Source organism: Gluconobacter morbifer G707, assembly GCF_000234355.1.
Classification (GTDB): domain Bacteria; phylum Pseudomonadota; class Alphaproteobacteria; order Acetobacterales; family Acetobacteraceae; genus Gluconobacter; species Gluconobacter morbifer.
On sequence record NZ_AGQV01000004.1, the window covers coordinates 45,330 to 67,995 of the forward strand.

General features: G+C 61.6%; 22 protein-coding genes. 8 read left to right on the forward strand and 14 right to left on the reverse strand.

Going from position 1 to position 22,666, the window contains the following annotated elements; genetic code table 11:
* Positions 1-100: 100 nt before the first annotated feature.
* The gene (locus GMO_RS07135; RefSeq protein ID WP_040508586.1) at positions 101-1,123 is read left to right on the forward strand and encodes an isocitrate/isopropylmalate dehydrogenase family protein; all 1,023 of its coding nucleotides are present in this window, start codon (positions 101-103) and stop codon (positions 1,121-1,123) included.
* 26 nt (positions 1,124-1,149) lie between these two features.
* The gene (gene acnA / locus GMO_RS07140) at positions 1,150-3,843 is read left to right on the forward strand and encodes an aconitate hydratase AcnA (protein ID WP_008851657.1); all 2,694 of its coding nucleotides are present in this window, start codon (positions 1,150-1,152) and stop codon (positions 3,841-3,843) included.
* A gap of 76 nt (positions 3,844-3,919) precedes the next feature.
* On the opposite strand, the gene GMO_RS07145 is transcribed toward acnA, so the two are convergent.
* The 5 genes from GMO_RS07145 to GMO_RS07165 form a co-directional block, all read right to left on the reverse strand.
* Positions 3,920-4,756, reverse strand: coding sequence for an aldo/keto reductase (locus GMO_RS07145; RefSeq protein ID WP_008851658.1), 837 nt, complete (start codon positions 4,754-4,756; stop codon positions 3,920-3,922).
* 193 nt (positions 4,757-4,949) lie between these two features.
* Complete coding sequence (locus tag GMO_RS07150) at positions 4,950-5,585, reverse strand: LysE family translocator (RefSeq protein ID WP_175282592.1); 636 nt, start codon at positions 5,583-5,585, stop codon at positions 4,950-4,952.
* 41 nt (positions 5,586-5,626) lie between these two features.
* A complete protein-coding gene (ahpF, locus tag GMO_RS07155) occupies positions 5,627-7,210 on the reverse strand; it encodes an alkyl hydroperoxide reductase subunit F (protein ID WP_040508638.1) in 1,584 nt (527 codons plus the stop codon).
* A 102-nt stretch (positions 7,211-7,312) separates the two neighbouring features.
* The gene (gene ahpC, locus GMO_RS07160) at positions 7,313-7,876 is read right to left on the reverse strand and encodes an alkyl hydroperoxide reductase subunit C (RefSeq protein WP_008851662.1); all 564 of its coding nucleotides are present in this window, start codon (positions 7,874-7,876) and stop codon (positions 7,313-7,315) included.
* A 126-nt stretch (positions 7,877-8,002) separates the two neighbouring features.
* Positions 8,003-8,593: a hypothetical protein gene (locus tag GMO_RS07165; RefSeq protein WP_008851663.1), complete on the reverse strand. Its 591-nt coding sequence runs from the start codon at positions 8,591-8,593 to the stop codon at positions 8,003-8,005.
* 136 nt (positions 8,594-8,729) lie between these two features.
* Between GMO_RS07165 and GMO_RS07170 the strand changes: the two genes are divergently transcribed.
* From GMO_RS07170 to GMO_RS07180, 3 genes are read left to right on the forward strand one after another with little or no spacing between them, the layout of a single operon-like run.
* Positions 8,730-9,662: a hydrogen peroxide-inducible genes activator gene (locus tag GMO_RS07170; protein ID WP_008851664.1), complete on the forward strand. Its 933-nt coding sequence runs from the start codon at positions 8,730-8,732 to the stop codon at positions 9,660-9,662.
* A 51-nt stretch (positions 9,663-9,713) separates the two neighbouring features.
* The gene (locus GMO_RS07175; protein ID WP_008851665.1) at positions 9,714-10,208 is read left to right on the forward strand and encodes a cupin domain-containing protein; all 495 of its coding nucleotides are present in this window, start codon (positions 9,714-9,716) and stop codon (positions 10,206-10,208) included.
* The gene (locus GMO_RS07180; protein WP_008851666.1) at positions 10,205-11,149 is read left to right on the forward strand and encodes an SMP-30/gluconolactonase/LRE family protein; all 945 of its coding nucleotides are present in this window, start codon (positions 10,205-10,207) and stop codon (positions 11,147-11,149) included. The genes GMO_RS07175 and GMO_RS07180 overlap by 4 nt, the downstream gene beginning before the upstream one ends.
* 22 nt (positions 11,150-11,171) lie before the next feature.
* Here the strand turns inward: GMO_RS07180 and GMO_RS07185 are convergent, their stop codons facing one another.
* From GMO_RS07185 to GMO_RS07200, 4 genes are all read right to left on the reverse strand, one after another.
* Complete coding sequence (locus GMO_RS07185; protein WP_008851667.1) at positions 11,172-11,636, reverse strand: hypothetical protein; 465 nt, start codon at positions 11,634-11,636, stop codon at positions 11,172-11,174.
* Positions 11,637-11,709: 73 nt separating this feature from the next.
* A complete protein-coding gene (locus GMO_RS07190; RefSeq protein ID WP_008851668.1) occupies positions 11,710-12,963 on the reverse strand; it encodes a cation:proton antiporter in 1,254 nt (417 codons plus the stop codon).
* A gap of 136 nt (positions 12,964-13,099) precedes the next feature.
* Positions 13,100-14,275 carry an SMP-30/gluconolactonase/LRE family protein gene (locus GMO_RS07195; RefSeq protein WP_008851669.1) on the reverse strand — a complete coding sequence of 392 codons (1,176 nt, stop codon included), beginning with the start codon at positions 14,273-14,275 and terminating at the stop codon, positions 13,100-13,102.
* Entirely contained in the window at positions 14,272-15,366 is a 1,095-nt protein-coding gene (locus GMO_RS07200) for a DNA topoisomerase IB (RefSeq protein WP_040508589.1), read from the reverse strand. The genes GMO_RS07195 and GMO_RS07200 overlap by 4 nt, the downstream gene beginning before the upstream one ends.
* 180 nt (positions 15,367-15,546) lie before the next feature.
* Here GMO_RS07200 and GMO_RS07205 point away from each other — a divergent pair, with 180 nt between their 5' ends.
* Positions 15,547-15,765 carry a putative periplasmic lipoprotein gene (locus tag GMO_RS07205; protein ID WP_040508590.1) on the forward strand — a complete coding sequence of 73 codons (219 nt, stop codon included), beginning with the start codon at positions 15,547-15,549 and terminating at the stop codon, positions 15,763-15,765.
* Between the two features lie 24 nt (positions 15,766-15,789).
* On the opposite strand, the gene GMO_RS07210 is transcribed toward GMO_RS07205, so the two are convergent.
* The 5 genes from GMO_RS07210 to GMO_RS07230 form a co-directional block, all read right to left on the reverse strand.
* A complete protein-coding gene (locus GMO_RS07210) occupies positions 15,790-16,446 on the reverse strand; it encodes a glutathione S-transferase (RefSeq protein WP_008851673.1) in 657 nt (218 codons plus the stop codon).
* Positions 16,446-17,531 carry a tRNA 2-thiouridine(34) synthase MnmA gene (gene mnmA / locus GMO_RS07215; RefSeq protein ID WP_008851674.1) on the reverse strand — a complete coding sequence of 362 codons (1,086 nt, stop codon included), beginning with the start codon at positions 17,529-17,531 and terminating at the stop codon, positions 16,446-16,448. The genes GMO_RS07210 and mnmA overlap by 1 nt, the downstream gene beginning before the upstream one ends.
* A gap of 6 nt (positions 17,532-17,537) precedes the next feature.
* The gene (locus GMO_RS07220; RefSeq protein ID WP_008851675.1) at positions 17,538-17,852 is read right to left on the reverse strand and encodes a ferredoxin family 2Fe-2S iron-sulfur cluster binding protein; all 315 of its coding nucleotides are present in this window, start codon (positions 17,850-17,852) and stop codon (positions 17,538-17,540) included.
* 22 nt (positions 17,853-17,874) lie between these two features.
* The gene (locus GMO_RS07225) at positions 17,875-19,017 is read right to left on the reverse strand and encodes a cysteine desulfurase family protein (protein WP_008851676.1); all 1,143 of its coding nucleotides are present in this window, start codon (positions 19,015-19,017) and stop codon (positions 17,875-17,877) included.
* A gap of 130 nt (positions 19,018-19,147) precedes the next feature.
* Positions 19,148-20,251, reverse strand: a complete 1,104-nt coding sequence (locus GMO_RS07230; protein ID WP_008851678.1) for a cysteine desulfurase family protein — start codon at positions 20,249-20,251, stop codon at positions 19,148-19,150.
* A gap of 137 nt (positions 20,252-20,388) precedes the next feature.
* Between GMO_RS07230 and GMO_RS07235 the strand changes: the two genes are divergently transcribed.
* Positions 20,389-21,054, forward strand: a complete 666-nt coding sequence (locus GMO_RS07235; protein ID WP_040508594.1) for an alpha/beta hydrolase — start codon at positions 20,389-20,391, stop codon at positions 21,052-21,054.
* 274 nt (positions 21,055-21,328) lie between these two features.
* Positions 21,329-22,582, forward strand: a complete 1,254-nt coding sequence (tyrS, locus tag GMO_RS07240; RefSeq protein WP_008851682.1) for a tyrosine--tRNA ligase — start codon at positions 21,329-21,331, stop codon at positions 22,580-22,582.
* Positions 22,583-22,666: the final 84 nt, after the last annotated feature.

A 22,666-nucleotide genomic window follows, 5' to 3' on the forward strand; every position in this document is an offset into this window, starting at 1 on the left:
CTTTAAGGTATGATGAAACCTTTGTGCAAATATTGGAGTTCCCCCTTTCACTCCCCTAAAGTCCGCCCGCCCCTTGATTGGACACAAGCAGGATTCCGCCATGAGCAAGACCCTTCCCGCCACACTGATTGCCGGTGACGGTATCGGCCCTGAAATCATGACATCCGTGACGACCGTTCTGGATGCGATCGGCGCACCGTTTGTATGGGACCATCAGAGCGCGGGCATGGAGGCATTCGACCGTGAGGGCACTGCCCTGCCGGAGGCCACGCTGGAGAGCATCGCCCGCACCGGACTGGTCCTCAAGGGGCCGCTGACCACGCCGGTTGGCAAGGGCTTCCGGTCCATCAACGTCACGCTGCGGCAGAAATTCGACCTGTACGCCAACGTGCGTCCGACGAAAACGATCGTTCCCGGCGGCCGTTACGAGAACGTGGATCTCGTCGTGATCCGCGAGAACGTGGAAGGGCTTTATGCCGCCATGGAACACTATATGGCTGTGGATGGAGACCCCGAGGCCGTGGCTTATGGCGCGGGCTTCAATACGCGGGCCGAGTGTCACCGCATCGTGCGTCATGCTTTCGAATATGCCGTGAAGAACGGACGCAAGAAGGTCACGCTCGTTCACAAGGCCAATATCCTCAAGATCCTGAGCGGGATTTTCCTGCATGAAGGCCGGCGCGTTGCGGCGGAATATGAAGGGCGGGTGGCGCTTGAGGAGCGCATCGTCGATGCCTGTGCGATGGAACTCGTCATCAAGCCCGAAAATTATGACCTCATTGTCACGACCAACCTGTTCGGGGATATCCTTTCCGACCTGGCGGCGGGGCTTGTCGGGGGCCTTGGCATGGCGCCGGGCGCCAACATCGGTGAGGACATGGCGGTGTTCGAGGCCGTTCATGGTTCGGCGCCGGATATTGCGGGCCAGGGCATTGCCAATCCGCTCGCGCTCATGATGGCGGCGAGCATGATGCTGGCGCATGTGGGCCGTCAGGATCTTTCCCGCAGGCTCGATACCGCGATGGAACAGGTCATTACGAAAGAGGGTCTCCGCACCCGTGACCTTGGCGGCAACGCGACGACGCATAACGTAACCCAGGCGCTCCTGCGCGCCATCGGCTGAACCAGACAGGCAGGACCAGACAGACCATGAAACAGGTTGGACGCGATCTCCTCCATGCCCGGCGCGATCTCGCCGTGGATGGCAGGACGTACCGTTATTTCTCCCTTCCCGCGGCGGCGGAAAAACTGGGCGATATTTCCCGCCTTCCCGTCAGCCTCAAGGTGCTGCTGGAAAACGTGCTGCGCTTTACGGATGGCTCCAGCTATCAGGTCGCGGATGGGGAAGCGATTGCCGACTGGCTGCGCAATGCGTCCTCCACGAAAGAGGTGCCGTTCAAGCCGTCGCGCATTCTCATGCAGGATTTCACCGGCGTGCCGGCTGTCGTTGATCTGGCGGCCATGCGCGATGGGATCGTTTCGCTAGGAGGGGATCCGCGCAAGGTCAATCCGCTCGTCCCGGTGGATTTGGTGATCGATCATTCCGTGATGGTGGATGTTGCCGGTCGTCCCGATGCGCTCCAGCGCAATGTCACGCTGGAATTCGAACGCAATGGCGAACGCTATGCCTTCCTTCGCTGGGGGCAGGAAGCGTTTGACCAGTTCCGCGTCGTGCCGCCCGGAGCGGGCATCTGCCATCAGGTCAATTTGGAATACCTGTCGCAGGTGGTCTGGACCAGCACGATTGACGGCGTGACCTATGCCTATCCCGATACGCTGTACGGCACGGACTCCCATACCACCATGGTCAACGGTCTGGGTGTTCTTGGCTGGGGCGTGGGTGGCATCGAGGCTGAGGCAGCCATGCTGGGACAGCCCATTTCCATGCTGATCCCCGATGTCATCGGGTTCCGTCTTGAAGGCCGGATGCCGGAAGGCACGACAGCGACAGATCTTGTCCTGACGGTCACGCAGATGCTGCGGGCCAAGGGTGTTGTCGGTAAGTTCGTGGAATTTTACGGCCCGGCGCTGGACCATCTTCCCGTTGCCGACCGGGCAACCATCGCGAACATGGCCCCGGAATATGGCGCGACATGCGGTTTCTTCCCGGCCGATCAGCTCACGCTCGACTATCTGCGCCAGACCGGCCGCGACGAACGCCGCATCGCCCTGACCGAAGCCTATCTGCGCGCGCAGGGCATGTTCCGCGATGCCGCCACGCCCGAGCCGGTTTTCTCATCCGTCATGACGCTGGATCTCGGGACGGTCCGTCCGTCCATCTCCGGTCCGAAGCGCCCGCAGGACCGGGTGGAGCTGACCAGCGCGACGACGGCCTTCGAAAAGGCTCTGACGGAAACGCTCGGCGTCAAGGCGGAGGACACACAAAAGACGGCTCCTGTCGCCAGCACGGACTATTCCATCGGGCATGGCTCCATCGTGATCGCGGCCATCACGTCCTGCACCAACACGTCCAATCCTGCCGTACTGGTGGCGGCTGGGCTGGTGGCGCGCAAAGCCCGTGTGCTGGGTCTGAAACCGAGGCCCTGGGTCAAGACATCACTCGCCCCGGGTTCGCAGGTCGTGACCGATTATCTGGACCGTGCTGGGCTGACGGAGGATCTCGACGCACTGGGGTTCGAGACGGTCGGGTATGGCTGTACCACCTGTATCGGCAATTCCGGACCGCTGGCCCCTGAACTGGTGGAGGCCATCGAGGGCAACGGGCTGGTCGCCACATCCGTCCTATCCGGCAACCGGAATTTCGAGGGGCGGATTTCTCCCAATGTCCGGGCGAATTACCTTGCCAGCCCGCCTCTGGTGGTCGCCTATGCGCTTCTGGGAACGCTGCGGGAAGACATCGTCACGGCCCCTCTGGGTCAGACGCCGGACGGACGGCCCGTCTATCTGAAGGATATCTGGCCGAGCAATCGGGAAATCGCCGATCTCGTGGCTTCCGCCGTCACGCGTGACGAATTCGTCAAACGTTATGGCCACATCACGGAAGGCACGCCGGAATGGCAGGCGCTGGATGTCGCCACATCGTCCGCGACGTTCAAGTGGCAGGACGGTTCCACCTATATCCAAGACCCGCCTTATTTCGAGGGCCTGACGCACGATCCGGTTCCGACTGAAGATATTGTGGACGCACGGGTTCTGGCGCTGCTGGGTGACAACATCACCACCGACCACATTTCGCCTGCCGGGGCGATCGCCCCGTCCTCTCCGGCCGGGAAGTACCTTCAGGAACATCAGGTTGCGGTAAAAGACTTCAATTCCTACGGCTCACGGCGCGGGAATGACCGCGTGATGGTGCGGGGTACTTTTGCCAATATCCGTATCCGGAACGAGATGGCACCGGGTACGGAAGGTGGCGTGACCATCTATCAGCCGGATGGCGAACGGATGTCCATCTATGATGCGTCCGTGCGGTATCAGGACGCAGGCGCTCCGCTCGTCGTATTCGGTGGCAAGGAATACGGTATGGGGTCTTCGCGCGACTGGGCGGCGAAGGGGACGCGCCTGCTGGGCGTGAAAGCCGTCATCGCGGAGAGTTTCGAGCGTATTCACCGGTCCAATCTCGTCGGGATGGGGGTGTTGCCCCTCACCTTCGAACCGGGAACGACACGGAAAACGCTGGGACTGGACGGCTCCGAGATCATTGCCATCCGGGGCGTTGAGACCCTGACGCCCCGCAAGACGCTCATCATGAGCATCACCCGCGCCGATGGCAGCCGTCAGGACGTGCCTCTCCTCTGCCGCGTCGATACGGAGGACGAGGTCCAGTATTATCGCAATGGCGGTATCCTGCCGTATGTTCTGCGCGGCATGGCGGCAACTGCCTGAGCATGCAAAAGCCCGGAACGGAGAGATCCGTTCCGGGCTTTTTTCTGGTTTCCCCTGCGGACAAAGGGCAGAAGGGTCAGAACTCTTCGTAAACGGCCGGATCCTGATTATGGGTGCGGCCATCCGGACGGGCGAGCGTGGCGATAGCCTTCATGTCGTCATCCGTCAGAGAGAAATCGAAGATGGAAATGTTTTCGATCTGCCGTTTCGGGGTGGCGGATTTCGGGATGGGCACGCAGTCCAGCTGATGGTGCCAGCGCAGGATGACCTGCCCTACGGATTTACCCAGACGCTTTGCAATCTTCTCCAGCACTGGATTGGTCAGCAGATCATTGGCACGCCCCAGCGGACTCCAGGACTGCGTAACGATGTTATGCTCCCGGTTCCAGGCCCGCATGTCGTCCTGCGGGAAGTAGGGATGCAGTTCGATCTGGTTGATGCTGGGCAGGACGCCGGTCTCGCTTTTCAGTCGCTCGAGATGCTCGGGCAGGAAGTTGCAGACAGCGATCGAACGGATATAACCGCGTTTCTGCGCTTCGATCAGCGCCTTCCAGGCCTCTACGTAACGGCCTACCTTCGGGTTGGGCCAGTGGATGTAATAGAGGTCATAGTATTCGAGCTGGGCGCGATAGAGGGATTCTTCGATCGTGGCTAGGGCCTCGTCATAGGCATGGTGACGCCCTGGAAGCTTGGAGGCAATCCGTAGTTCCTCACGCGGACGTCCGCTGTCCCGGACCGCCTTCCCGACGGCGCCTTCGTTTTCGTAGTTGAAAGCGCTGTCGAGAGCGTCATAGCCAACTCCGAGGGCGCTTTTCATGGCTTCGACACCTGAGGCGCCATTCAGTTTGTATGTTCCGAAGGTAATGTCGGGGATGGTGGTCCCGTCGCTCAGTGTGATCTGGGGAATTTTCACGGATTCCAGACTCCTTGGACAGGCCTTTCCTGCCCAGCCACGGGATTGGCGGACGCAGGGCATGCCTTGTTGCAGGGCTATACGGTCTTTACGCAGAACATGTCACACTGTTGCCGATTTCCGCTCACCGGCTTTTTTCACAATTTCATGAAGTGGGAATGACCGGAGAGGAAAGCACCGGGCAAGTTCCGCTTCAGTGACGGTGGCTGAGGGCCAGTTTCAGACCGAATGCCAGAAAAATGCAGCCTGTCAGTCGGTCCATGCGCCGCACCACAGCCGGGCTGGACAGGAACCGCCCCAGGGGCACGGTCAGAGCCACCAGAAGTGCCAGCCAGAAGAAAGACAGGAAGGTCTGGATCCCGGTCAGGAGCAGGGAAAAATCCCGGACATTGACGTGGGGTGGAATGAACTGTGGCAGGAATGTCATGTAGAAGACACCGACCTTGGGGTTCAGAAGGTTGGTGAACAGCCCGCAGCGGAAAGATGTCTGTACATCCTGCCGGCCGGTCGCTCCCGCCTCTGCGGTCATGAGGGACGTGCGAGGATGGAGGAGCAGCCTGATGCCGATCCATGCCAGATAGAGGGCTCCGGCCCATTTCACGATCATGAAGGCTGTTCTGGATGCAGCCAGGAGGGCGGTCAGGCCGAATGCCGCTCCCAGCCCCCAGACGCCGAGCCCCAGACAGATCCCGGCCACGGCGGCCAGACCGGCTTTCCAGCCGGATGTGGTGGCGGTCCGCAATGTCATGACGGTGTCGAGGCCGGGGGTGATGGTGAAGACCGCTGCCGCGGCAGCGAAAGTCAGGAGGGAGATCAGACTGGCATGCATGGCCTCCCCATACATGCCTTTCCTGTCTGCCCCAATGCCGTTCAGACCGTTTCGACTTCCGCCGCCACGACAGGCAGGCGGATCAGGTAATCAAATGCCGCGAGCGAGGCTTTCGCGCCCTCGCCCATGGCGATGACGATCTGCTTGTAGGGGACGGTCGTGGCGTCACCCGCCGCGAAAACGCCCGGTATGGAGGTCGCGCAGTGGTCGTTGATGACGATCTCGCCGTACTGCGTCAGATCCACCGTTCCGCGCAGCCATTCCGTATTGGGCAGCAGGCCGATCTGAACGAACACGCCGTCCACGTCAATATGATGGGACTGCCCGTCTCCGCCGCGATAGGTCAGACCGGTAACTTCCTTGCCGTCACCTTCGATCTTCGTGGTCAGGGCTTCTGTCAGGACCGTCACGTTCGGCAGGCTCATTAGCTTGTCTTGGAGAACCTTGTCCGCCTTCAGATGTGCTCCGCGCTGGAGCAGTGTGACATGGGACACGATATTCGCCAGATCAATTGTGGCCTCGACGCCGCTGTTGCCGCCACCGGTCACCGCGACTGGACGCCCCTTGTAGAACGGACCGTCACAATGCGGGCAGTAGGCCACGCCTTTCGTGCGGTATTCGTCCTCACCCGGAACACCCAGATGCCGCCAGCGCGCACCGGTCGTGAGGATGACCGTCCGGGATTTCAGGGTCGCGCCGCTTTCCAGAACGATCTGATGCAGGCCGCCGGTTTCCTTCGTCGCCACCAGTTTCGCGGCTTTCTGGGAGGGGATGACCTGAACGTCATAATCCCGGACGTGCTTTTCAAGCGCGGCGGAAAGATGCGGGCCATCCGTTTCCGGAACAGAGATGAAGTTCTCGATCCCCGCCGTGTCCATGACCTGTCCGCCGAAACGCTCGGCCACCAGTCCCGTCCGCAATCCCTTGCGGGCAGAGTAAACAGCTGCGGCCGAGCCAGCGGGACCGGCGCCGATGATCAGAACGTCGAACGGGGCGGCGTCATTCAGCTTTTCCGCCGCACGCGCCACGGAAGAGGCGTCCAGCTTTGCGAGGATGTCAGCGATTTCCATGCGTCCGGACGCGAAGGGTTTTCCGTTCAGGTAAACCTGCGGGACGGAACGGATGCCCAGTTTCTCGACTTCATCCTGAAAATCGGCGCCATCAATGGCTGTATGATGAATTTTCGGGTTCAGCACGCTCATGGCATTGAGCGCCTGCACCACATCGGGGCAGTTCTGGCAGGACTGGGAAAAATAGGTCTCGAAATGGAAATCGCCGTCCAGGGCCCGGATCTGCTCTGCTTGGTCAGCGTCGATCTTTGGCGGGTGGCCGCTGACCTGGAGCAGGGCCAGCACCAGTGACGTGAATTCATGACCCAGCGGGAGGCCAGCGAAGCAGACCTGCACATCCGAATTGGCGCGGCGGATCACGAAAGACGGGACGCGTTTGTCCTGTCCGCTGTCGGAGAAGGTGATCTTGCCTGAAGACAGACTGGCGATGTCTTCCAGCAGACCGCGGATTTCCACGGAGCGATCATCGGAACCAAGGGTTGCTTCCAGCACGACGTCATCACGCAGATACTGCATATAGGCGCGCAGCTGGGTTTTCAGGTCGTCCTGAAGCATCGGCATTCTCCGCTATTTTCGGAACAGGGATGCACAGACAGCCCTTTCCGGGACATCTGGCGGAGGGACAGGGCCACAGAGCCCTGTCCCGTCAGGGACAGATCAGATCTTGCCGACGAGGTCGAGGGAGGGCTTCAGCGTCGTGCCGCCTTCCTTCCACTTGGCCGGGCAGACTTCACCCGGGTGGCTCGCCACGTACTGAGCGGCCTGGATCTTGTCGAGAAGCTCGGTTGCGGAACGGCCGACGCCGCCTGCCGTGATCTCGATGTACTGGATCTTGCCTTCCGGATCGACCAGGAATGTGCCGCGGTCAGCAAGGCCGGCGTCTTCGATCAGCACGTCAAAGCTGCGGGCAATGGTCCCGGTCGGATCACCCAGCATTGTGTACTTGATCTTGCCGATGGCCGGGGACGTGTCGTGCCATGCCTTGTGCGTGAAGTGCTTGTCCGTGGACACGGAGAAGATCTGCACGCCCAGCTTGTCAAAATCAGCCTGGTGGTCGGCGAGGTCTTCCAGTTCCGTCGGGCAGACGAACGTGAAGTCTGCCGGGTAGAAGAAGAAAACGGTCCATTTGCCACGGATGTCGGCGTCCGAAACGGTCACGAACTTGCCGTTGTGAAAAGCATCGGTGGTAAAGGGTTTAACTTCCGAATTGATGCGTACCATCAGTAGGGCTCCTGCCTTCTCTCTGGTGTTGCGGTGCGGACTCTGTGTCCCACACAAAGAGAGGGACAGGAAACAGTTTCTGTCAATATGATTAACAGGCAGGACCGAACATAATCATTTTTTTCATCAGGAAACCCGATTGAAATAATGCCCGTAGCGCTGGATCAGTTTCGGCCCCCTGAAACTCAGGACAATCATTACCACCAGGCTGATTCCGCCGATCCATCCCGACCAGGATTCTGCTCCCGCATGGGGCAGCGTGGCATGAAGGATGAGGTCCACCACCGCCAGGATCAGGAAATAGGCGGCCCAGCAACCGGTGAAGATCCGGATGATCCGCTTCATGCGCGGATCGTCCACCAGGACCGGTCCGCGTCCGGGCTGCCGGGCCTGCGCCAGCGTGTCGAGCAGGGACTGTGGCCGGAAGGCGCAGAGCAGGAAGATGGCACCGAACATGACGTTGCTCATGGCGTCGCCAGGCCAGTCAGGACGCAGCCATTCCTGCAGGGAGAAGGCGACGGCGGCCCCTGTTCCGAGCCACCACATGGCGTCCGGCCGCCTGCCCTCCCGCATCAGGAGGACCGCACTGCCCACCGCAAGGATTATCGTCAGGATCGCGACATCGCGCGGGCCAAGGAAGTAACCCGCCACCCAGTATCCGACCAGCGCCCCTCCTTCGATGAGAAACGCACGCGAACGAACAGGCTGGGAAGACATGGGATCAGACTCCATTGATGATGGACAGACTATAGGACCGGAGAATCCCGGCGTCAGGGTGGCAGGATACATCTTCCGGGCCTTCACAGGAAAAACCGTACTTTCGCATCCGTACCGCCGGTCCTATCTATAGGAGATGAGCTATGTTCCCCTTTCCGGTCTGTCCCTACGTGACATCGAATATGTGGTGGCCGTGGATGACCTGCGCAATTTCTCCCGGGCTGCCGAACGCTGCGGCGTCAGTCAGGCCGGACTGTCCGAACAGGTCCGCAAGCTGGAACTCCTTCTGGACGTCACCCTGTTTGAACGCTCGCGCCGCCATGTTGCCCCCACGCCGGACGGAGAACGGCTGATCGCACTGGGGCGGGAAGTGCTGACGGCGGCCCGCAATCTGCTGGAAGTCGCCCGGGCGCGGACGGGACCGCTGGAGGGTACGCTCCGCCTTGGCGTCATCCCCACGCTGGGGCCCTACTATATCCCCGGGCTGCTTCCGCCCCTACGCAGCACATATCCGCAGCTCAGCCTGCGCCTGACCGAAGGCATGACGGAGACCCTTGTGCGGGCGCTGCGCAACAGCGAGCTGGACGTGGCCCTGATGGCGCTTCCGGCGCCCTCTGATGCTCTGGAAAGCGTTCCGCTGTTCGATGAGGCCTTTCTCGGCGTCTTTCCGGGCAGCCATGAACTGAACCAAGCTCCGAAACTGACGCTGAGCCAGCTTGGACGCCCTGATCTTCTGCTGCTGGAAGATGGTCACTGCCTCCGGGAACAGGCATTGTCCCTCTGTTCGGCGACGGCCCGCCGGGATGAGCAGCGTCTGGCCACCAGTCTGGAAATGCTCTGGCACATGATCGGCGCTGGCGAAGGCTTCTCTCTCATTCCACAGCTGGCCCTGCGCAACCGGGCCGATTTCGATGATCTGGTCACGGTACGGCCGCTTGATGAACCGGAAGCCAGACGGACCATCGGCATAACGTGGCGCGCTTCCGATCCAAGGGCGAGTGCCTTCCGGGAACTGGCCGCCTTCCTGCGCAGCATCACGCCCGAAGACTGCAAGATGTGTCAGGACTGAACCGGACGGGAACATCCCGCGTTGCAGGGGGCACATCCGAGAAGAGGCCCCATGACAGAACAACTCCCCCTGCTTGCCAGCCTGCGCTCCCGGACAGACGGACAGGAGCAGGCGCCCGCCGTTCCCTACTATCACATGTGGACCGGTCCTGACGGCAAGAGCCAGCTCAATACGGCCCTGATGCAGGCTTTCGGGCGCAAAAGCGTCGGCGGGGGTGCCGCGCCGCAGTGGATGCGTCCTTTCCCCGGGAAGGTTACCGCCGTCAGTTTCGCCATCCTTCCCGTGGGGTGGAAAGGGGAATGGCATGAAAGTCCCAGTCCGCAATGGGTCATTCCCCTGTCAGGCCGATGGTTCATCGAAACACAGGATGGTCATCACTGCGAAATGGGACCGGGTGACCTGCATTTCGGGCAGGATCAGGGTACGCAGGATCATCACGGACGGAAAGGCCATCTTTCCGGCACGATCGGAGACGAGCCCTGTGTTCAGCTCATGATCCAGTTCGCCACCAGCCCGGCAGCCGCCTGCGAAAGCCCTTTTGCATGAAAAACGCCCTGACCGGAACGATCCTGCGTCATGCGGGTCTCCCCTCTTCCCTCGGTAAATTGCGGGACATCCGCATGAATGATCCGTCACTGGCGGCCGTTCTGGATTTCGATACGCCGCTTCTGGTCCTGCATGAAGGCACGACGCATGGCGAGGGGCCCGTCTGGGATCAGGCACGGAACCGGCTGGTGTGGTCGGACGTGATCTCCCGTCGCCTCATGGCATGGCATCCGGACGGGCGCGTTCACACCATTATTGACCCGACATGGTTCATGAACGGCAACGCCCTTCTGTCAGACGGCATTATGGCGCATTGCGAACATGGACGCCGCTGCATCAGCCTCTCCAGCGGAGAGGGCGAGGCGCTGCCGGCCATCACCCATTATCAGGGTGGCCGGCTGAATTCCCCCAACGATATTGTTACGGGTGCGCAGGATACGATCTGGTTCACGGACCCGGTCTTCGGAATCCACAGCGCTGCCGAAGGCTATATCGCGGAGCCGGAACTCCCTCACCGGAGCGTCTATCGCTACCGGCGCCGGACGGGCGAACTGACCCGCATGGCGGACTTTGACCAGCCCAACGGCCTGGCCTTTTCGCAGGACGGGCGCACGCTCTATGTCTCAGACACATCCCGGGCGATCGGCGGCGGGACGCATCACATTTTCGCATTCGATGTCCGGGATGACGGACATCTGGACAATCAGCGCACGCTGTACGAGACGGCGAAAGGCGTGCCGGACGGGTTTGCCGTTGATGCGCGGAACTGGATCTGGACGACGGCCGGAGACGGCATCCACATCCTGGACCTCAATGGGGTCTGTCTCGGCTTCATCCCCCTTCCGGAAGTGCCGGCAAACTGCACATTCGGAGGGACAAACGGGCGGCGCTTTTTCATTGCGACCAAGACCCGCCTTCTGGCCATCGACCTGCGGATCTGAACGGAACCGCAGGCCCGGCGGATCACTCGTCGCCGTTGGTGCAGCGATTTCTGGAGCCGGAGAAATCCGAACATTCCTGACCGCCGACCTTCCAGCGGAAATCCATTGGATCGCTGGGCAGGCCGTCTGGCTGGACCTGTGTCACGCTGGCACTGATGCTCGTGACGTGACCATCCGTGTACATCAGTTCGACATAGCCGTTGAAATGGCCCGGGGACTTGTCAGCGCTTTCGAAATAGGTCGGGTGGTGGTTCTTGCCCGGCACCTTGAAGAGAGCGGTCACCTGGGCTGGCGTGGCGTTTTCCAGCTTACGCAGGGTAGCTTCGTCAAGCGGCTGGCAGGAGATGTCCGGACGGTCATCCTCTCCGGGATTGGCGGTCCAGCAGGCGGACTGCCCCTGATATCCGGCGGCGAGACAGACACGCGGCGCAGCGGCTACCAGCCCGGCCATCATGACAAAACCCGCAAGATGTTTCAGTCGTACCATCAGATTGTGCTCCAGGGGACAGGATAACTGCTGCCAAGGCTACCACACCCTGACAGCACTCCAAAAAACCGGTTCATGTCCGGCTCGGCGGGTATAGTCTGCGGACGACACGTTCCATCGTGAGGCCCTGCGCGAGAATGGTGAAGACCACGACCGCGTAGCAGACTGGCAAAAGCGTTTCCCGCAGACCGCCTGTTGGCAGACCCACCGCCAGCGCGACCGAAATCCCACCCCTGAGGCCACCCCACGTGAGAAGGACAAGGGCATGCCCGCGCTGCTCCCCCCGAAGATGGATTGGCACAGTGGACAGGAACACGCTCAGTCCCCGTCCCAGCAGCGCCAGCGGAATGGCCACCACAGCCATGAACAGAACCGACAGACGGGGCGTGATTTCGAGAAATTCGAGGCCGATCAGCAGGAAAAGCAGGACATTGAGGATTTCGTCAAACAACTCCCAGAACAGTTCGAGCTGCTGTCGCGACTTACCACTGACGGCACGGTGTCCCCCCGCGGTTCCAAATGCCAGACCAGCCATCACCACGGCGATCGGCCCCGAAATATGCAGCGCGCTGGCTAGGCTGAACACACCGGACGCCACCGCCAGGGAGGCCAGAAGGTCGATCAGGGGATCATCCACCAGAGCGATCAGGCGGATGGCGACCCATCCCATGAACCCGCCGACAATCACGCCTCCTCCTGCCTCGAACAGGAACTGCTCCAGAAGCTGGAGGGGCGTAACGTATGGCTCGTCTCCGGTCGCCACACCGATCATGGTGGCGAAAATCACAATCCCCACGCCATCATTGAACAGGCTTTCCCCCGCGAAAAGGGCCTGCAGGCGGCCCGGCAGCCCCAGACGCCGCAACATCCCGATGACGGAGACCGGGTCCGTGGGGGCCAGAATGCCTCCGAGCAACACGCACCAGACAAACGGCAGATGCACCCCCACGAAGGGGAACAGAAGCCAGGCACCGACCGCCAGAAACCCGACGGCCAGCATTGTTCCGATGACCGCAAGCGCCGTGACGGCTTTCCAGCGTGACAGAAGGTGATTGAGGTCAACCTGCATGGCCCCGGCAAACAGGAGGAATGACAATGCGCCGTTCAGCAGCGTTGTGTGCAGATCCACCTGATGCAGAAGGTCACGGGACAGGCGCTGGATGTCATGGGCCGGCAGGAACGGATCCAGAAGCATTCCGACCATCGACACCAGGAGTGAGAGCAGCAGGATGCCGATAGGGACCGGTAGTTTCAGAACCCGGTCGTTCAGGATCCCGAACAGGGTCGCCAGTGTGGTGAGGCATGCCAGAAGGCCCAGTGACGTCATGATGTTTCCTCCGGCTTCTGCGCCTGTCAGGAAATCATGACCCTCCAGCCGATGGTTTGCGGCCTGTCCTGACCGGTTATGTAACAGATCCGCTCAGGTCTGGTTTTGCCGGAAAGGTTTTAACATGAAACATGGTTCAGCAAAGACCGGCGCCCTGTGTATTCAGCATCACGCGGTACAGCGCCCGTGGACCACACATGTAGAGTTCGTTGCGCTTGAGACCGCCGAAGGTCAGGTTCGAGACGCCCTGCGGCAGACGGATGCGCCCGATGAGCTTTCCGTCCGGGTTGTAGCAGAACACCCCTGCCAGCCCATATGGACCGCTCGCGCCGCACCAGAGATTGCCGAACACATCCGCCTTCATGCCGTCGGGTACAAGCTGATGTCCTTCCAGCGTCATGTCACAGAAGATGCGACCGTTCTTCGGACGGCCATCCACCATATCGAAGGCCCGGATGCGCCGGTCTCCGCCCGCGCCGATGACGCCCGGATCGGTGGCGGTGGAGATCACGTAGAGTGTCTTCATGTCCAGCGAGAGACACAGACCGTTCGGGCCGGGAACGTCACTGTTGGATAGCACGGCTTCCACCAGTCCGGTCTGGCTGTCGATCCGGAAGGTATGATCCTCCTGACGGCGTGTCCCCGCGAACTGGGTCGTGGCTTCCGTGCCGAGGTTCCAGCGCAGCTTGCCTTCCCGGTTGGCGCGTCCGCCCGGTGCATCGGGATGTCCTTCCGCCAGACAGTCGCCATAGGCGGGATCGGTGAAGAGGATGCTCTCATCGCCGGGGTTGACGATGATGTCATTGGGGGAATTAAGGGTCTGGTCCTGATAACGGTCGGCCAGTACCGTGCAGGAGCCGTCCTGCTCCCAGCGGATGACACGCCGCATCCCGTGTTCGCAGGTCAGGATGCGGCCCTGAAGGTCGACCGTATTGCCGTTGCTGTTAAAGCTTTCCTTCCGGTAGGTCGTCATCAGGTTTTCGTCCGGCAGGTACCGGTACTGGATGCTTCTGATCGTATCCGACAGCAGCAGGAAGCGTCCCTCGCTGATCCATGCCGGTCCCTCGATCCAGCCGCCGCCTGTCCACAGACGCTCGATGTTCCCGTTCTTGAACATCAGATCCCCGAAGGACGGGTCCATGGCGATCACATCCGGATCGGGCACGAAGGCGGGAGGCGCCTTAGGTCCGAAACGGCGGGGCGGGTCTGTCATGATGCTTTCCGGCTCTTCCGCCCGCGCTCCGGCACCGGACAGGAGAATGGCGCCCGCGCCCTGAAGCAGGGTCCGGCGATCGAGAAGGGGAAGTGTCATGACAGTCCTCCGGCAGGTTTTTCCAGATCAGGCAGACGCTCGGCAAGAAAACCGGCGACTGCGGCTTCCTCGACGCTCAGTCCGTAACCGTCATGTGCAAGAACATCTTTTGCCCGCGTTCTGAAAGCCTTGCGCAGACTACCATCCAGATGCCCTTCAAGGACACAGGGGTTGATGTAACTCTTCCGACAGACCGCTGGTGTATTGCCCAGCTTCGCCGCGACCGACTTCACGGCCTCCACGACCTGTTTCTTCGCCCGGGCTTTCGTGTCGTACTGACTGAAGGCGCAGAGGGTCAGCGCGGCAAGCTGGGTTGCGGCCCAGGTGCGGAAATCCTTGGCGGTGATGTCCTCGCCTGTCACGGCGCGCAGATAGTCGTTTACATCCTGCGAATGGATGTCGTGACGCGCGCCCTCCTCATCCACATACTGGAACAGCCTCTGACCGGGCAGATCCTCAAGCCGCGACACGATGCGGGCCAGACGCGGGTCATCGAGATCCAGATGCTGCTCTATCCCGTGCTTGGCCCGGAAGTCCAGCGTGACATGCCGTCCGTGCACCGCTGCATGCCGATGTCTGAGCGTGGTCAGGCCGTAGCTGCGGTTTTCTTTCGCGTAACGGTCATTGCCGATCCGGACCATGGTCCGTTCCATGATCCGGACGATCGCGGCCAAGACGCGCTCCCGGTCCAGCCCGCGGCGGCGCAGATCGTGATCGACCCGCGCACGGAGAGCGGGCAGCTTTTCCCCGAAAACGAGCATCCGTCCGAACTTGTCCTGATCCCGCACACCTCGCCATCGTGGATGGTAACGGTACTGCAACCGTCCACGCGCGTCCTTGCCGACAGCCTGAAGGTGGCCTCTGGGGTCAGGGCAGATCCAGACATCTGTATAGGCGGGAGGGATGGCGAGACGACGGATGCGGCTGATTTCGGCGGTATCCGTGATGTGCGTGCCATCCGGGCCATAGAAAGCAAATCCGCGTCCCACGCGCCGGCGCGTTATGCCGGGGCGGGTATGATCGACATAGTGCAGTCCCGCCTGACGTGCCTGCTTTTTTGCGTCCTCAAGCCGACCGCCTGCGTCGCCCATCTTCACTCCCTTTCCGTCTCTTTCTTTCAAAGCGCAGGGAATAGGAAAATGGTTCCCTTGCGAAAGACGCGCAGAAAGCGGCAGCTTACGTTTTCTCACCCTTCATGACATGACTTCCGGTTCCGTAACGATCATGATTTCCCGGTCCGGCAATCATGTGACGTCAGGAGTGGCAGGGCTGTGAGAAAATACCTGGTCGGGGTGGGGTTTCTGTTCCTGGCAGCCTGCGCGTCCCATCCACCGGCCGACATGACGGACGCCAGCGATGCCGATGCCCCGGTGCAGGATGCATCAGGCCCGGGCAATCGTGGAGGCGGTGGTCCCGGCGGTGGCGGCGGGATCTGGTCTGAAGTGCTGCGGACCGCCCTTCAGACGGGCATGGGCTTCGTCCATCATTGATGCCGCCCGGACGGTGATCCGCCGTTACTTGCTGTCGTAGCTCAGGCGCCATTCGGCGGGTTCGGCATCGGCCAGTGCAGCCCATTCCCGCATCAGGGGATGATCGAGCATCTCACGCACCCAGCGCGCTACGACATCATCGACGGCAAGCTGATAGAGGTGGATGCGGATGGCGATGGGCGCATACATGCAGTCCGCTATCGTCGGGTCTTCCCCGAACAGATAGCGCGTCGCTTGGCCTGAACGCATCAGGGCGTTTTTCAGCGTCTCACTGAGTAGGGCGATATCTTTTGCCAGTTCGCCGCCCGTTTCGGAAAGAGGCGCGGGTGCGCGCTCCAGATCCATCGGGCAAGCCTGACGGATGGGACGGAAACCGGCGGCCATCTGTGCGCTGATGCTGCGGGCATGAGCGCGGGCAATGCGGTCTTCGGGCCACAGGGCGGGCGCGATTTCAGCGCAGTATTCACAGATGGCGAGGCTTTCCCAGACCTGCGCGCCATCATGGACCAGATAGGGGACGAGCCGGTTGGGGGACCGGACATGGATCTCGGTCGTCCGGCCACCGCCTTTGAGCGCAATGACTTCGTCCGTGACGTCCAGTCCGGCCAGTCTGACAGCCAGCCATCCCCGCAGGGACCAGGACGAATACCGTCTCGATCCGATCAGCAGTGTTCCTGTCATCAGGCCTCTCCTGCCAGAATGAATCCACCACCCAGAACCCGGCTGCCATCATACAGGACACAGGCCTGCCCGGGGGCGGGCATGGCGGCTTCTGAAAGCTCCACCAGCGCGCCGCCATCGTCCAGCGGTTTTACGACGGCATCACGCAGCTTCTCACGCGCGCGGATCTGGACACCGCAGGCCACGCCCCCGGCAGGCGCGTCGATCAGCCAGTTCATGTCCCGCAGGCGCATCGTGCGCCGGTTCTCCGCTTCCGAGACCTGAACGCGCGGGCCCACAACGATACGGCGTTTCGGCACGTCAATGCGCGTCACCATCTGGCGTTCGCCCGTGGCGGTATGGATGTCTCCCAGACGCTTGCTCTGTCCGACCGTATAGCGGGCCACGCCCTCATGCCGGCCCAGAACGCGGCCCTGCTCGTCCACGATGTCGCCCTCGCCCCGGATTTCAGGACGCAGCTTCTCCACGACTTCGACATACGAGCCGCTGGGGACGAAGCAGATGTCCTGGCTGTCCGGTTTGGCTGCGATCTCGAGGCCCAGTTCCTGCGCCAGCGCACGGACATGCGCCTTGTCCGGCATGTCTCCCAGCGGGAAACGCAGGTAATCGAGCTGTTCTTTCGTCGTGGCGAAAAGAAACCATGTCTGGTCCCGGTCGGCATCGACGGGGCGGTGCATTTCCACCCCACCGGCGCCCTCGATGCGCCGGACGTAATGGCCCGTCGCCATCGCTTCGCAGCCGAGATCGCGCGCCATGCCCAGAAGGTCCGTGAATTTCACGCCCTGGTTACAGGCCACGCAGGGTACGGGCGTCTCGCCCCGGGCATAGGCGTCCGCGAAGCTCTCCACCACGCTGTCCCGGAAGCGGGATTCCGCATCGATGACGTAATGGGGGAAGCCCAGCCTGTCGGCTACGGCACGGGCGTCCATGATGTCCCGGCCCGCGCAGCAGGCTCCGGGCTTGGCCGCCTGACCGTGGTCATAAAGCTGGAGGGTAGCGCCGATTACCTCGTGGCCCTGCCGTTTCAGAAGCGCGGCGACCACGGAGCTGTCCACGCCTCCCGACATGGCAACGAGGATACGCATGGTGGGTCAGCCCGTCTTCGGGAGGCGGACGGTCAGGCCATCCAGCGCATCGGTCATGACGATCTGGCAGCCCAGACGCGAGGTCTTTTCCAGACCGAAGGCGAGATCCAGCATGTCTTCCTCGTCATCGGTCGGGCTGGACAGCTTCGACGCCCATTCCGGATCGACTATCACATGGCACGTCGCGCAGGCCAGAGAGCCTTCACAGGCACCTTCCAGATCGATGTCGTGCTTGTGGGCGATTTCCAGCACCGAAAGACCAACCGGCGCATCCACGTCGCGGCGCGTTCCGTCACGTTCGATAAAGGTCATCTTGGGCATGGGCGGTCCGTTCCGTTCACTCTCAGGGCTGTTGGCAGGCCCGGACGGCAGCGATCAGGGAACGTGCTGCCCGGTCAATATCGGGCTTGGAGGTAGAGCGTCCGACCGACAGGCGCAAGCACCGTGATGCTTTCTCCGGGGAAAGCCCCATCGCCATCAGGACGTAAGAGGGGGTTACCTCCGCGGCTGAACAGGCGGAACCCGTTGAAATTGCTACATCCGGCAGCCATTTCAGGACATCCAGCGCCTTCACGCCTTCCGGCAGGGAAAGATTCAGGCCACCGGGCAGCCGGGGGGCGCCGGCTCCGTTCTGTTCCACGCCCGGCAGGTTCTCCTGAAGCTGTTTCCACAGATCATCCCGGAGCATTTCCAGCCGGATGGCGTCTTCTTCCAGCCGTTCCCGGGCAATGTCGGCTGCTTTTCCAAAACCGGCGATCAGGGGTGTCGGCAATGTGCCGGAGCGCAGGTCCCGTTCCTGTCCGCCCCCTGAAAACAGCGGAGCAAGCCGCACCCGGGGGCGGCGACGGACATACAGCGCACCGATGCCTTTCGGTCCGTACATCTTGTGCGCGGAAAAGGACGCCAGATCGATACCGTCCAGAGAGACCGGACATTTCGCGGCCATCTGCGCCATATCGACATGCAGCAGGGCGCCCTGCCCTTTCACGATGGGCGCCAGCGTTGCGAGATCCTGCACCACGCCCGTTTCGTTGTTGGCGGCCATGATGCTAACCAGAAGCGTCGGAACCTGAAGCGCTTCGCGCAATGCTCCGGGATCGACCTGTCCTTCCCGGTCCACGCCAAGGATGACTGGCTCAAATCCCTCCGCCGCCAGATCCCGGACGGATTCCAGGACACATTTATGCTCGGTCGCGATGGTGATGATGCGACGTCGTAGATTGCCCATGCGCGCGGCATGGCGGGCTGCCCCCTTGATGGCGAGATTGTTCGCTTCCGTCGCGCCGGATGTGAACACGATCTCCCGGGCCTCGGCCCCGACAAGCCGAGCCACGCTTTCGCGCGCCTGCTCCACAGCGGCGGCGGCGGCCAGACCTGGTTCATGCACGCTGTGCGGATTGCCGAAATCCTGCGCGAACCAGGGCAGCATCGTCTCCAGAACCGCGGGATCGCAGGGTGTAGTGGAAAAATGATCGAGATAGATCATGGACCGTTCTTCTCCCGCCGGGTCAGGATGTGAAGAGAGAAATCCGGAAGACCTGTCCGGAGGCACTTCCGGGACGTGTCTATCGGCTGCCGTTCCACCACGGGGCCGCAGCGAGGCAGGACCGGCATTGTCAGTTCTTTCCCAGACGCCCGGCCATCATGGCATAGGCCTCGCAGAAGGCTTCGACTTCCTCTTCCCGGATGTTCCAAGGCAGCGACACGCGGATGGCCTGTCTGGCCCCGGCAGTTTCTCCCATGGCTGTCAGAACATGGGAGGCCGAAACCTTCCCGGAGGAACAGGCTGATCCGGCAGAAACGCAGAACCCCGCGAGATCCAGCGTCATGAGCTGCACCTGAGCCGCCACGCCATCAAGGATCAGGCAGCTCGTATTCGGCAACCGTAGCGCGTTACGCCCGGCCACACGGGCACCGGCCGCGATGGCGACCTGCTCCACTTGCTCGCGCAGGGCCTCGATCGGGCGCCAGTCCTGTTTCCGCGCTTCGTCGAAAGCCGCCGCCATGCCAAGAATGGCTGGCAAGGGCTGCGTTCCGCCCCGCCGTCCCCGTTCCTGACCACCGCCAGGGATCAGCGCGTCCATCGGCTCATCGCGCGGGAGCAGCAGCGCCCCGGCGCCTTTCGGCCCGCCCATCTTGTGACCGGAGATCGCCACGCTACAGTCCTGCAACGTGAAAGGCTGCCGCCCGGCACTCTGCACGGCATCCACATGCAGGTGCGATCCCGAGTCGCGACAGACTTCCGCCACGTCATCAAGTGGAGCGAGCACGCCTGTCTCGTTATTGGCGGACATGACACAGACCAGCGTAGGCCCGCTTTCTTTCAACCGTCTGCGCAGGGTCTCGACATCCAGAACACCATCCGGACTGACAGGGAGAATTTCCGCCTCCGGAGCAGCTTTCAGGATGGCATCATGTTCCGTAGCACCAACGAAAATCCTGCGGTTCCGTCCAAAAGCGTGAACGGCCATCGCATCGGCTTCCGTGGCGCCCGAAGTGAACACGCAGGCCCCGGAAATCCGCCCCAGACCGGCACTGATTCCGTTACGTGCCTCTTCCAGCAGACGCCGTGCCTCCCGGCCTTCCGCATGCACGGAAGAGGGGTTACCGCGCAGCTGCAGACCCGCAAGCGCGGCCGCCTGCGCAGCAGGGCGGAGAGGCTCCGTCGCATTGGCGTCAAGATAGGTCGGAGAGGCGTGTGAAACGGGGGCGTCTGTCATGCTTTCCAGATTGTGCAGATTGTGCCAAATCGCAATGGCGTGTCGATTTTGGTGGAAATCCGGGTTTCCGAATCGATATACAGACCTCCACCGGAAGGCAGGACCATGATCCTGCCTGACACAGTGCGAGAGTATACATGCCTGAAGTGATGTTCGCCGGCCCCGACGGCCGGCTTGAGGGTCGTTACCACCACTCCAGCGAACCCAACGCTCCTCTTGCCCTGGTGCTGCATCCTCATCCGCTGCATGGCGGCACCATGAACAACCGGATCACCTATACGATGTATCGCAGCTTCGAGAAGATGGGCTTCTCGGTCATGCGGTACAATTCGCGCGGTGTCGGCCGGTCGCAGGGTCGTTATGATGGTGGGATCGGCGAGATTTCCGATGCGGCAGCCGCTCTTGACTGGATGCAGATGGTCAACCCGAACTCCACGGAGCTATGGATCTCGGGTTATTCCTTCGGTGCGTTCGTGGGCATGCAGCTTCTGATGCGCCGCCCGGAAATCAGCGGCTGGATCAGTGTTGCCCCCCCGGCCAACGACTACGATTTCGGCTTCCTTGCCCCTTGCCCCTGTGGCGGGCTGATGATTGCCGGCGGGCGCGATGAACTGGCTCCGGAGCCGGGAATCCGCAAGCTCGTGGACAAGCTGAACACCCAGAAGAACGTGACGGTCGATTACCGCATCTTTGAAGATGCCGATCATATCTTCGCCAAGCAGGCCGACCAGGTGGCCGAAGCACTGGAAGATCACGTCATGACCATGCGGGGCCGCAAGGCACTGGCCATGGCGGCGGACTGATCCTTTCCCCTTGACTGTCATTCCGCAAAACGGCCCGCTTCCCCATGGAAGCGGGCCGTTTGCATGAGATCCTTCTGAAAAACAGGTTTCAGAACACGGTCTAGGTTCCGGCTGAGGCGTTGCCGAAACGCGACAGGAACGAAGCTGCCGACTTTGCGTGCCGACCCCAGAGAAACCATCGCAGGATGTCATCAGGTGTGCTGTCGCGTTTTTTTGGCGGGCTGTGCTAGAAGGAAGGCCCGCTTCCTTCATGACAGTGTAGCAAGACCGATCCATGCCAAAGAGTCCGTTCCTTCTCGAAGCCCAGGCGCGCGGCCTGATCTTTCAGTGCACCGACCTCGAGGCCCTTGACGAGGCCATGCTGGCTGGACCGGTCACTGCCTATGTCGGCTTCGACCCGACGGCGGACTCGCTGCATGTGGGCAATGCGCTCTCCATCATGATGCTGCGTCTGCTTCAGAAGCATGGCCATCGCCCGATTGCCCTGATGGGCGGTGGCACGGCCAAGATCGGTGATCCGTCTTTCCGTGACGAAGCCCGATCCCTCATGACGAACGAGACGATCGCAGACAATATCACCGGCATCGAGCAGTCCCTGCGCCAGTTCATCACCTTCAATGACGAGGACCCGGCCAGCGGCGCCATTCTCGCCAACAATGCGGACTGGCTGGACCGGCTGTCCTACATCAACCTGCTACAGGATGTGGGCGTCCATTTCTCGATCAGCCGGATGCTGTCCTTCGAGAGCGTGAAACAGCGTCTGGACCGGGAACAGGGACTGACCTTTCTGGAATTCAACTATTCCATTCTCCAGTCCTACGATTTCCGTGAACTGAACCGCCGTCACGGGGCTGTCCTTCAGATGGGTGGCTCGGACCAGTGGGGCAATATCGTCGCGGGGATCGACCTGACGCGGCGGACGGACGGAAAACAGGTCTTTGGCCTGACCACGCCGCTCGTGACCACGTCTTCCGGCGCGAAGATGGGGAAATCTGCCAAGGGGGCCACATGGGTCCGGGCGGAGAAGCTGCCGGTCTTCGAATACTGGCAGTTCTGGCGCAATACGGAAGATGCCGATGTTGGGCGTTTTCTCAAGATGTTCACGGATCTGCCGGTCGAGGAATGTGAGCGCCTCGGCAAGCTGGACGGCGCGCAGATCAACGAGGCCAAGAAGATCCTCGCCACCGAGGCCACGGCCATCTGCCACGGCCGCGCCGCCGCGGAAGAAGCCGCCGAAACGGCCCGCAGGGTTTTCGAACAGGGTGGTGCACAGGCTGCCGCCCTGCCGGAAACGGATCTGCCCGCCAATCTCCTGGCGGAAGGGCTGCCCGCTTTCCGCATTTTCCAGGAAGCCGGACTGGCTGGCAGCGGCGGTGAAGCGCGCCGCCTAATCCGAGGCGGTGGCGGACGCATCAATGATGACGTCGTCTCGGATGAGAACCAGACCTTCACGCTCGCGGATCTGAAGGACGGTATGCTGAAAGTCTCTTCCGGAAAGAAAAAGCACGTCCTGATCCGTCCGGTCTGACAACGTTCCAGCCCAGACGGTACGATACGGAGCCATTGTCCTGCAGAGATAAATCGGCACATCATGGACAGAGATGATGTGCCG

Bases quoted from the DNA above. Each gene is read 5' to 3' on its own strand.
- GMO_RS07135 (WP_040508586.1), top strand. From the start codon at position 101: ATGAGCAAGACCCTTCCCGCCACACTGATTGCCGGTGACGGTATCGGC.
- acnA (WP_008851657.1), top strand. From the start codon at position 1,150: ATGAAACAGGTTGGACGCGATCTCCTCCATGCCCGGCGCGATCTCGCC.
- GMO_RS07150 (WP_175282592.1), bottom strand. From the start codon at position 5,585: ATGCATGCCAGTCTGATCTCCCTCCTGACTTTCGCTGCCGCGGCAGCG.
- ahpF (WP_040508638.1), bottom strand. From the start codon at position 7,210: ATGCTTCAGGACGACCTGAAAACCCAGCTGCGCGCCTATATGCAGTAT.
- ahpC (WP_008851662.1), bottom strand. From the start codon at position 7,876: ATGGTACGCATCAATTCGGAAGTTAAACCCTTTACCACCGATGCTTTT.
- GMO_RS07165 (WP_008851663.1), bottom strand. From the start codon at position 8,593: ATGTCTTCCCAGCCTGTTCGTTCGCGTGCGTTTCTCATCGAAGGAGGG.
- GMO_RS07170 (WP_008851664.1), top strand. From the start codon at position 8,730: ATGAGCTATGTTCCCCTTTCCGGTCTGTCCCTACGTGACATCGAATAT.
- GMO_RS07175 (WP_008851665.1), top strand. From the start codon at position 9,714: ATGACAGAACAACTCCCCCTGCTTGCCAGCCTGCGCTCCCGGACAGAC.
- GMO_RS07180 (WP_008851666.1), top strand. From the start codon at position 10,205: ATGAAAAACGCCCTGACCGGAACGATCCTGCGTCATGCGGGTCTCCCC.
- GMO_RS07185 (WP_008851667.1), bottom strand. From the start codon at position 11,636: ATGGTACGACTGAAACATCTTGCGGGTTTTGTCATGATGGCCGGGCTG.
- GMO_RS07190 (WP_008851668.1), bottom strand. From the start codon at position 12,963: ATGACGTCACTGGGCCTTCTGGCATGCCTCACCACACTGGCGACCCTG.
- GMO_RS07195 (WP_008851669.1), bottom strand. From the start codon at position 14,275: ATGACACTTCCCCTTCTCGATCGCCGGACCCTGCTTCAGGGCGCGGGC.
- GMO_RS07200 (WP_040508589.1), bottom strand. From the start codon at position 15,366: ATGGGCGACGCAGGCGGTCGGCTTGAGGACGCAAAAAAGCAGGCACGT.
- GMO_RS07210 (WP_008851673.1), bottom strand. From the start codon at position 16,446: ATGACAGGAACACTGCTGATCGGATCGAGACGGTATTCGTCCTGGTCC.
- mnmA (WP_008851674.1), bottom strand. From the start codon at position 17,531: ATGCGTATCCTCGTTGCCATGTCGGGAGGCGTGGACAGCTCCGTGGTC.
- GMO_RS07220 (WP_008851675.1), bottom strand. From the start codon at position 17,852: ATGCCCAAGATGACCTTTATCGAACGTGACGGAACGCGCCGCGACGTG.
- GMO_RS07225 (WP_008851676.1), bottom strand. From the start codon at position 19,017: ATGATCTATCTCGATCATTTTTCCACTACACCCTGCGATCCCGCGGTT.
- GMO_RS07230 (WP_008851678.1), bottom strand. From the start codon at position 20,251: ATGACAGACGCCCCCGTTTCACACGCCTCTCCGACCTATCTTGACGCC.
- GMO_RS07235 (WP_040508594.1), top strand. From the start codon at position 20,389: ATGCCTGAAGTGATGTTCGCCGGCCCCGACGGCCGGCTTGAGGGTCGT.
- tyrS (WP_008851682.1), top strand. From the start codon at position 21,329: ATGCCAAAGAGTCCGTTCCTTCTCGAAGCCCAGGCGCGCGGCCTGATC.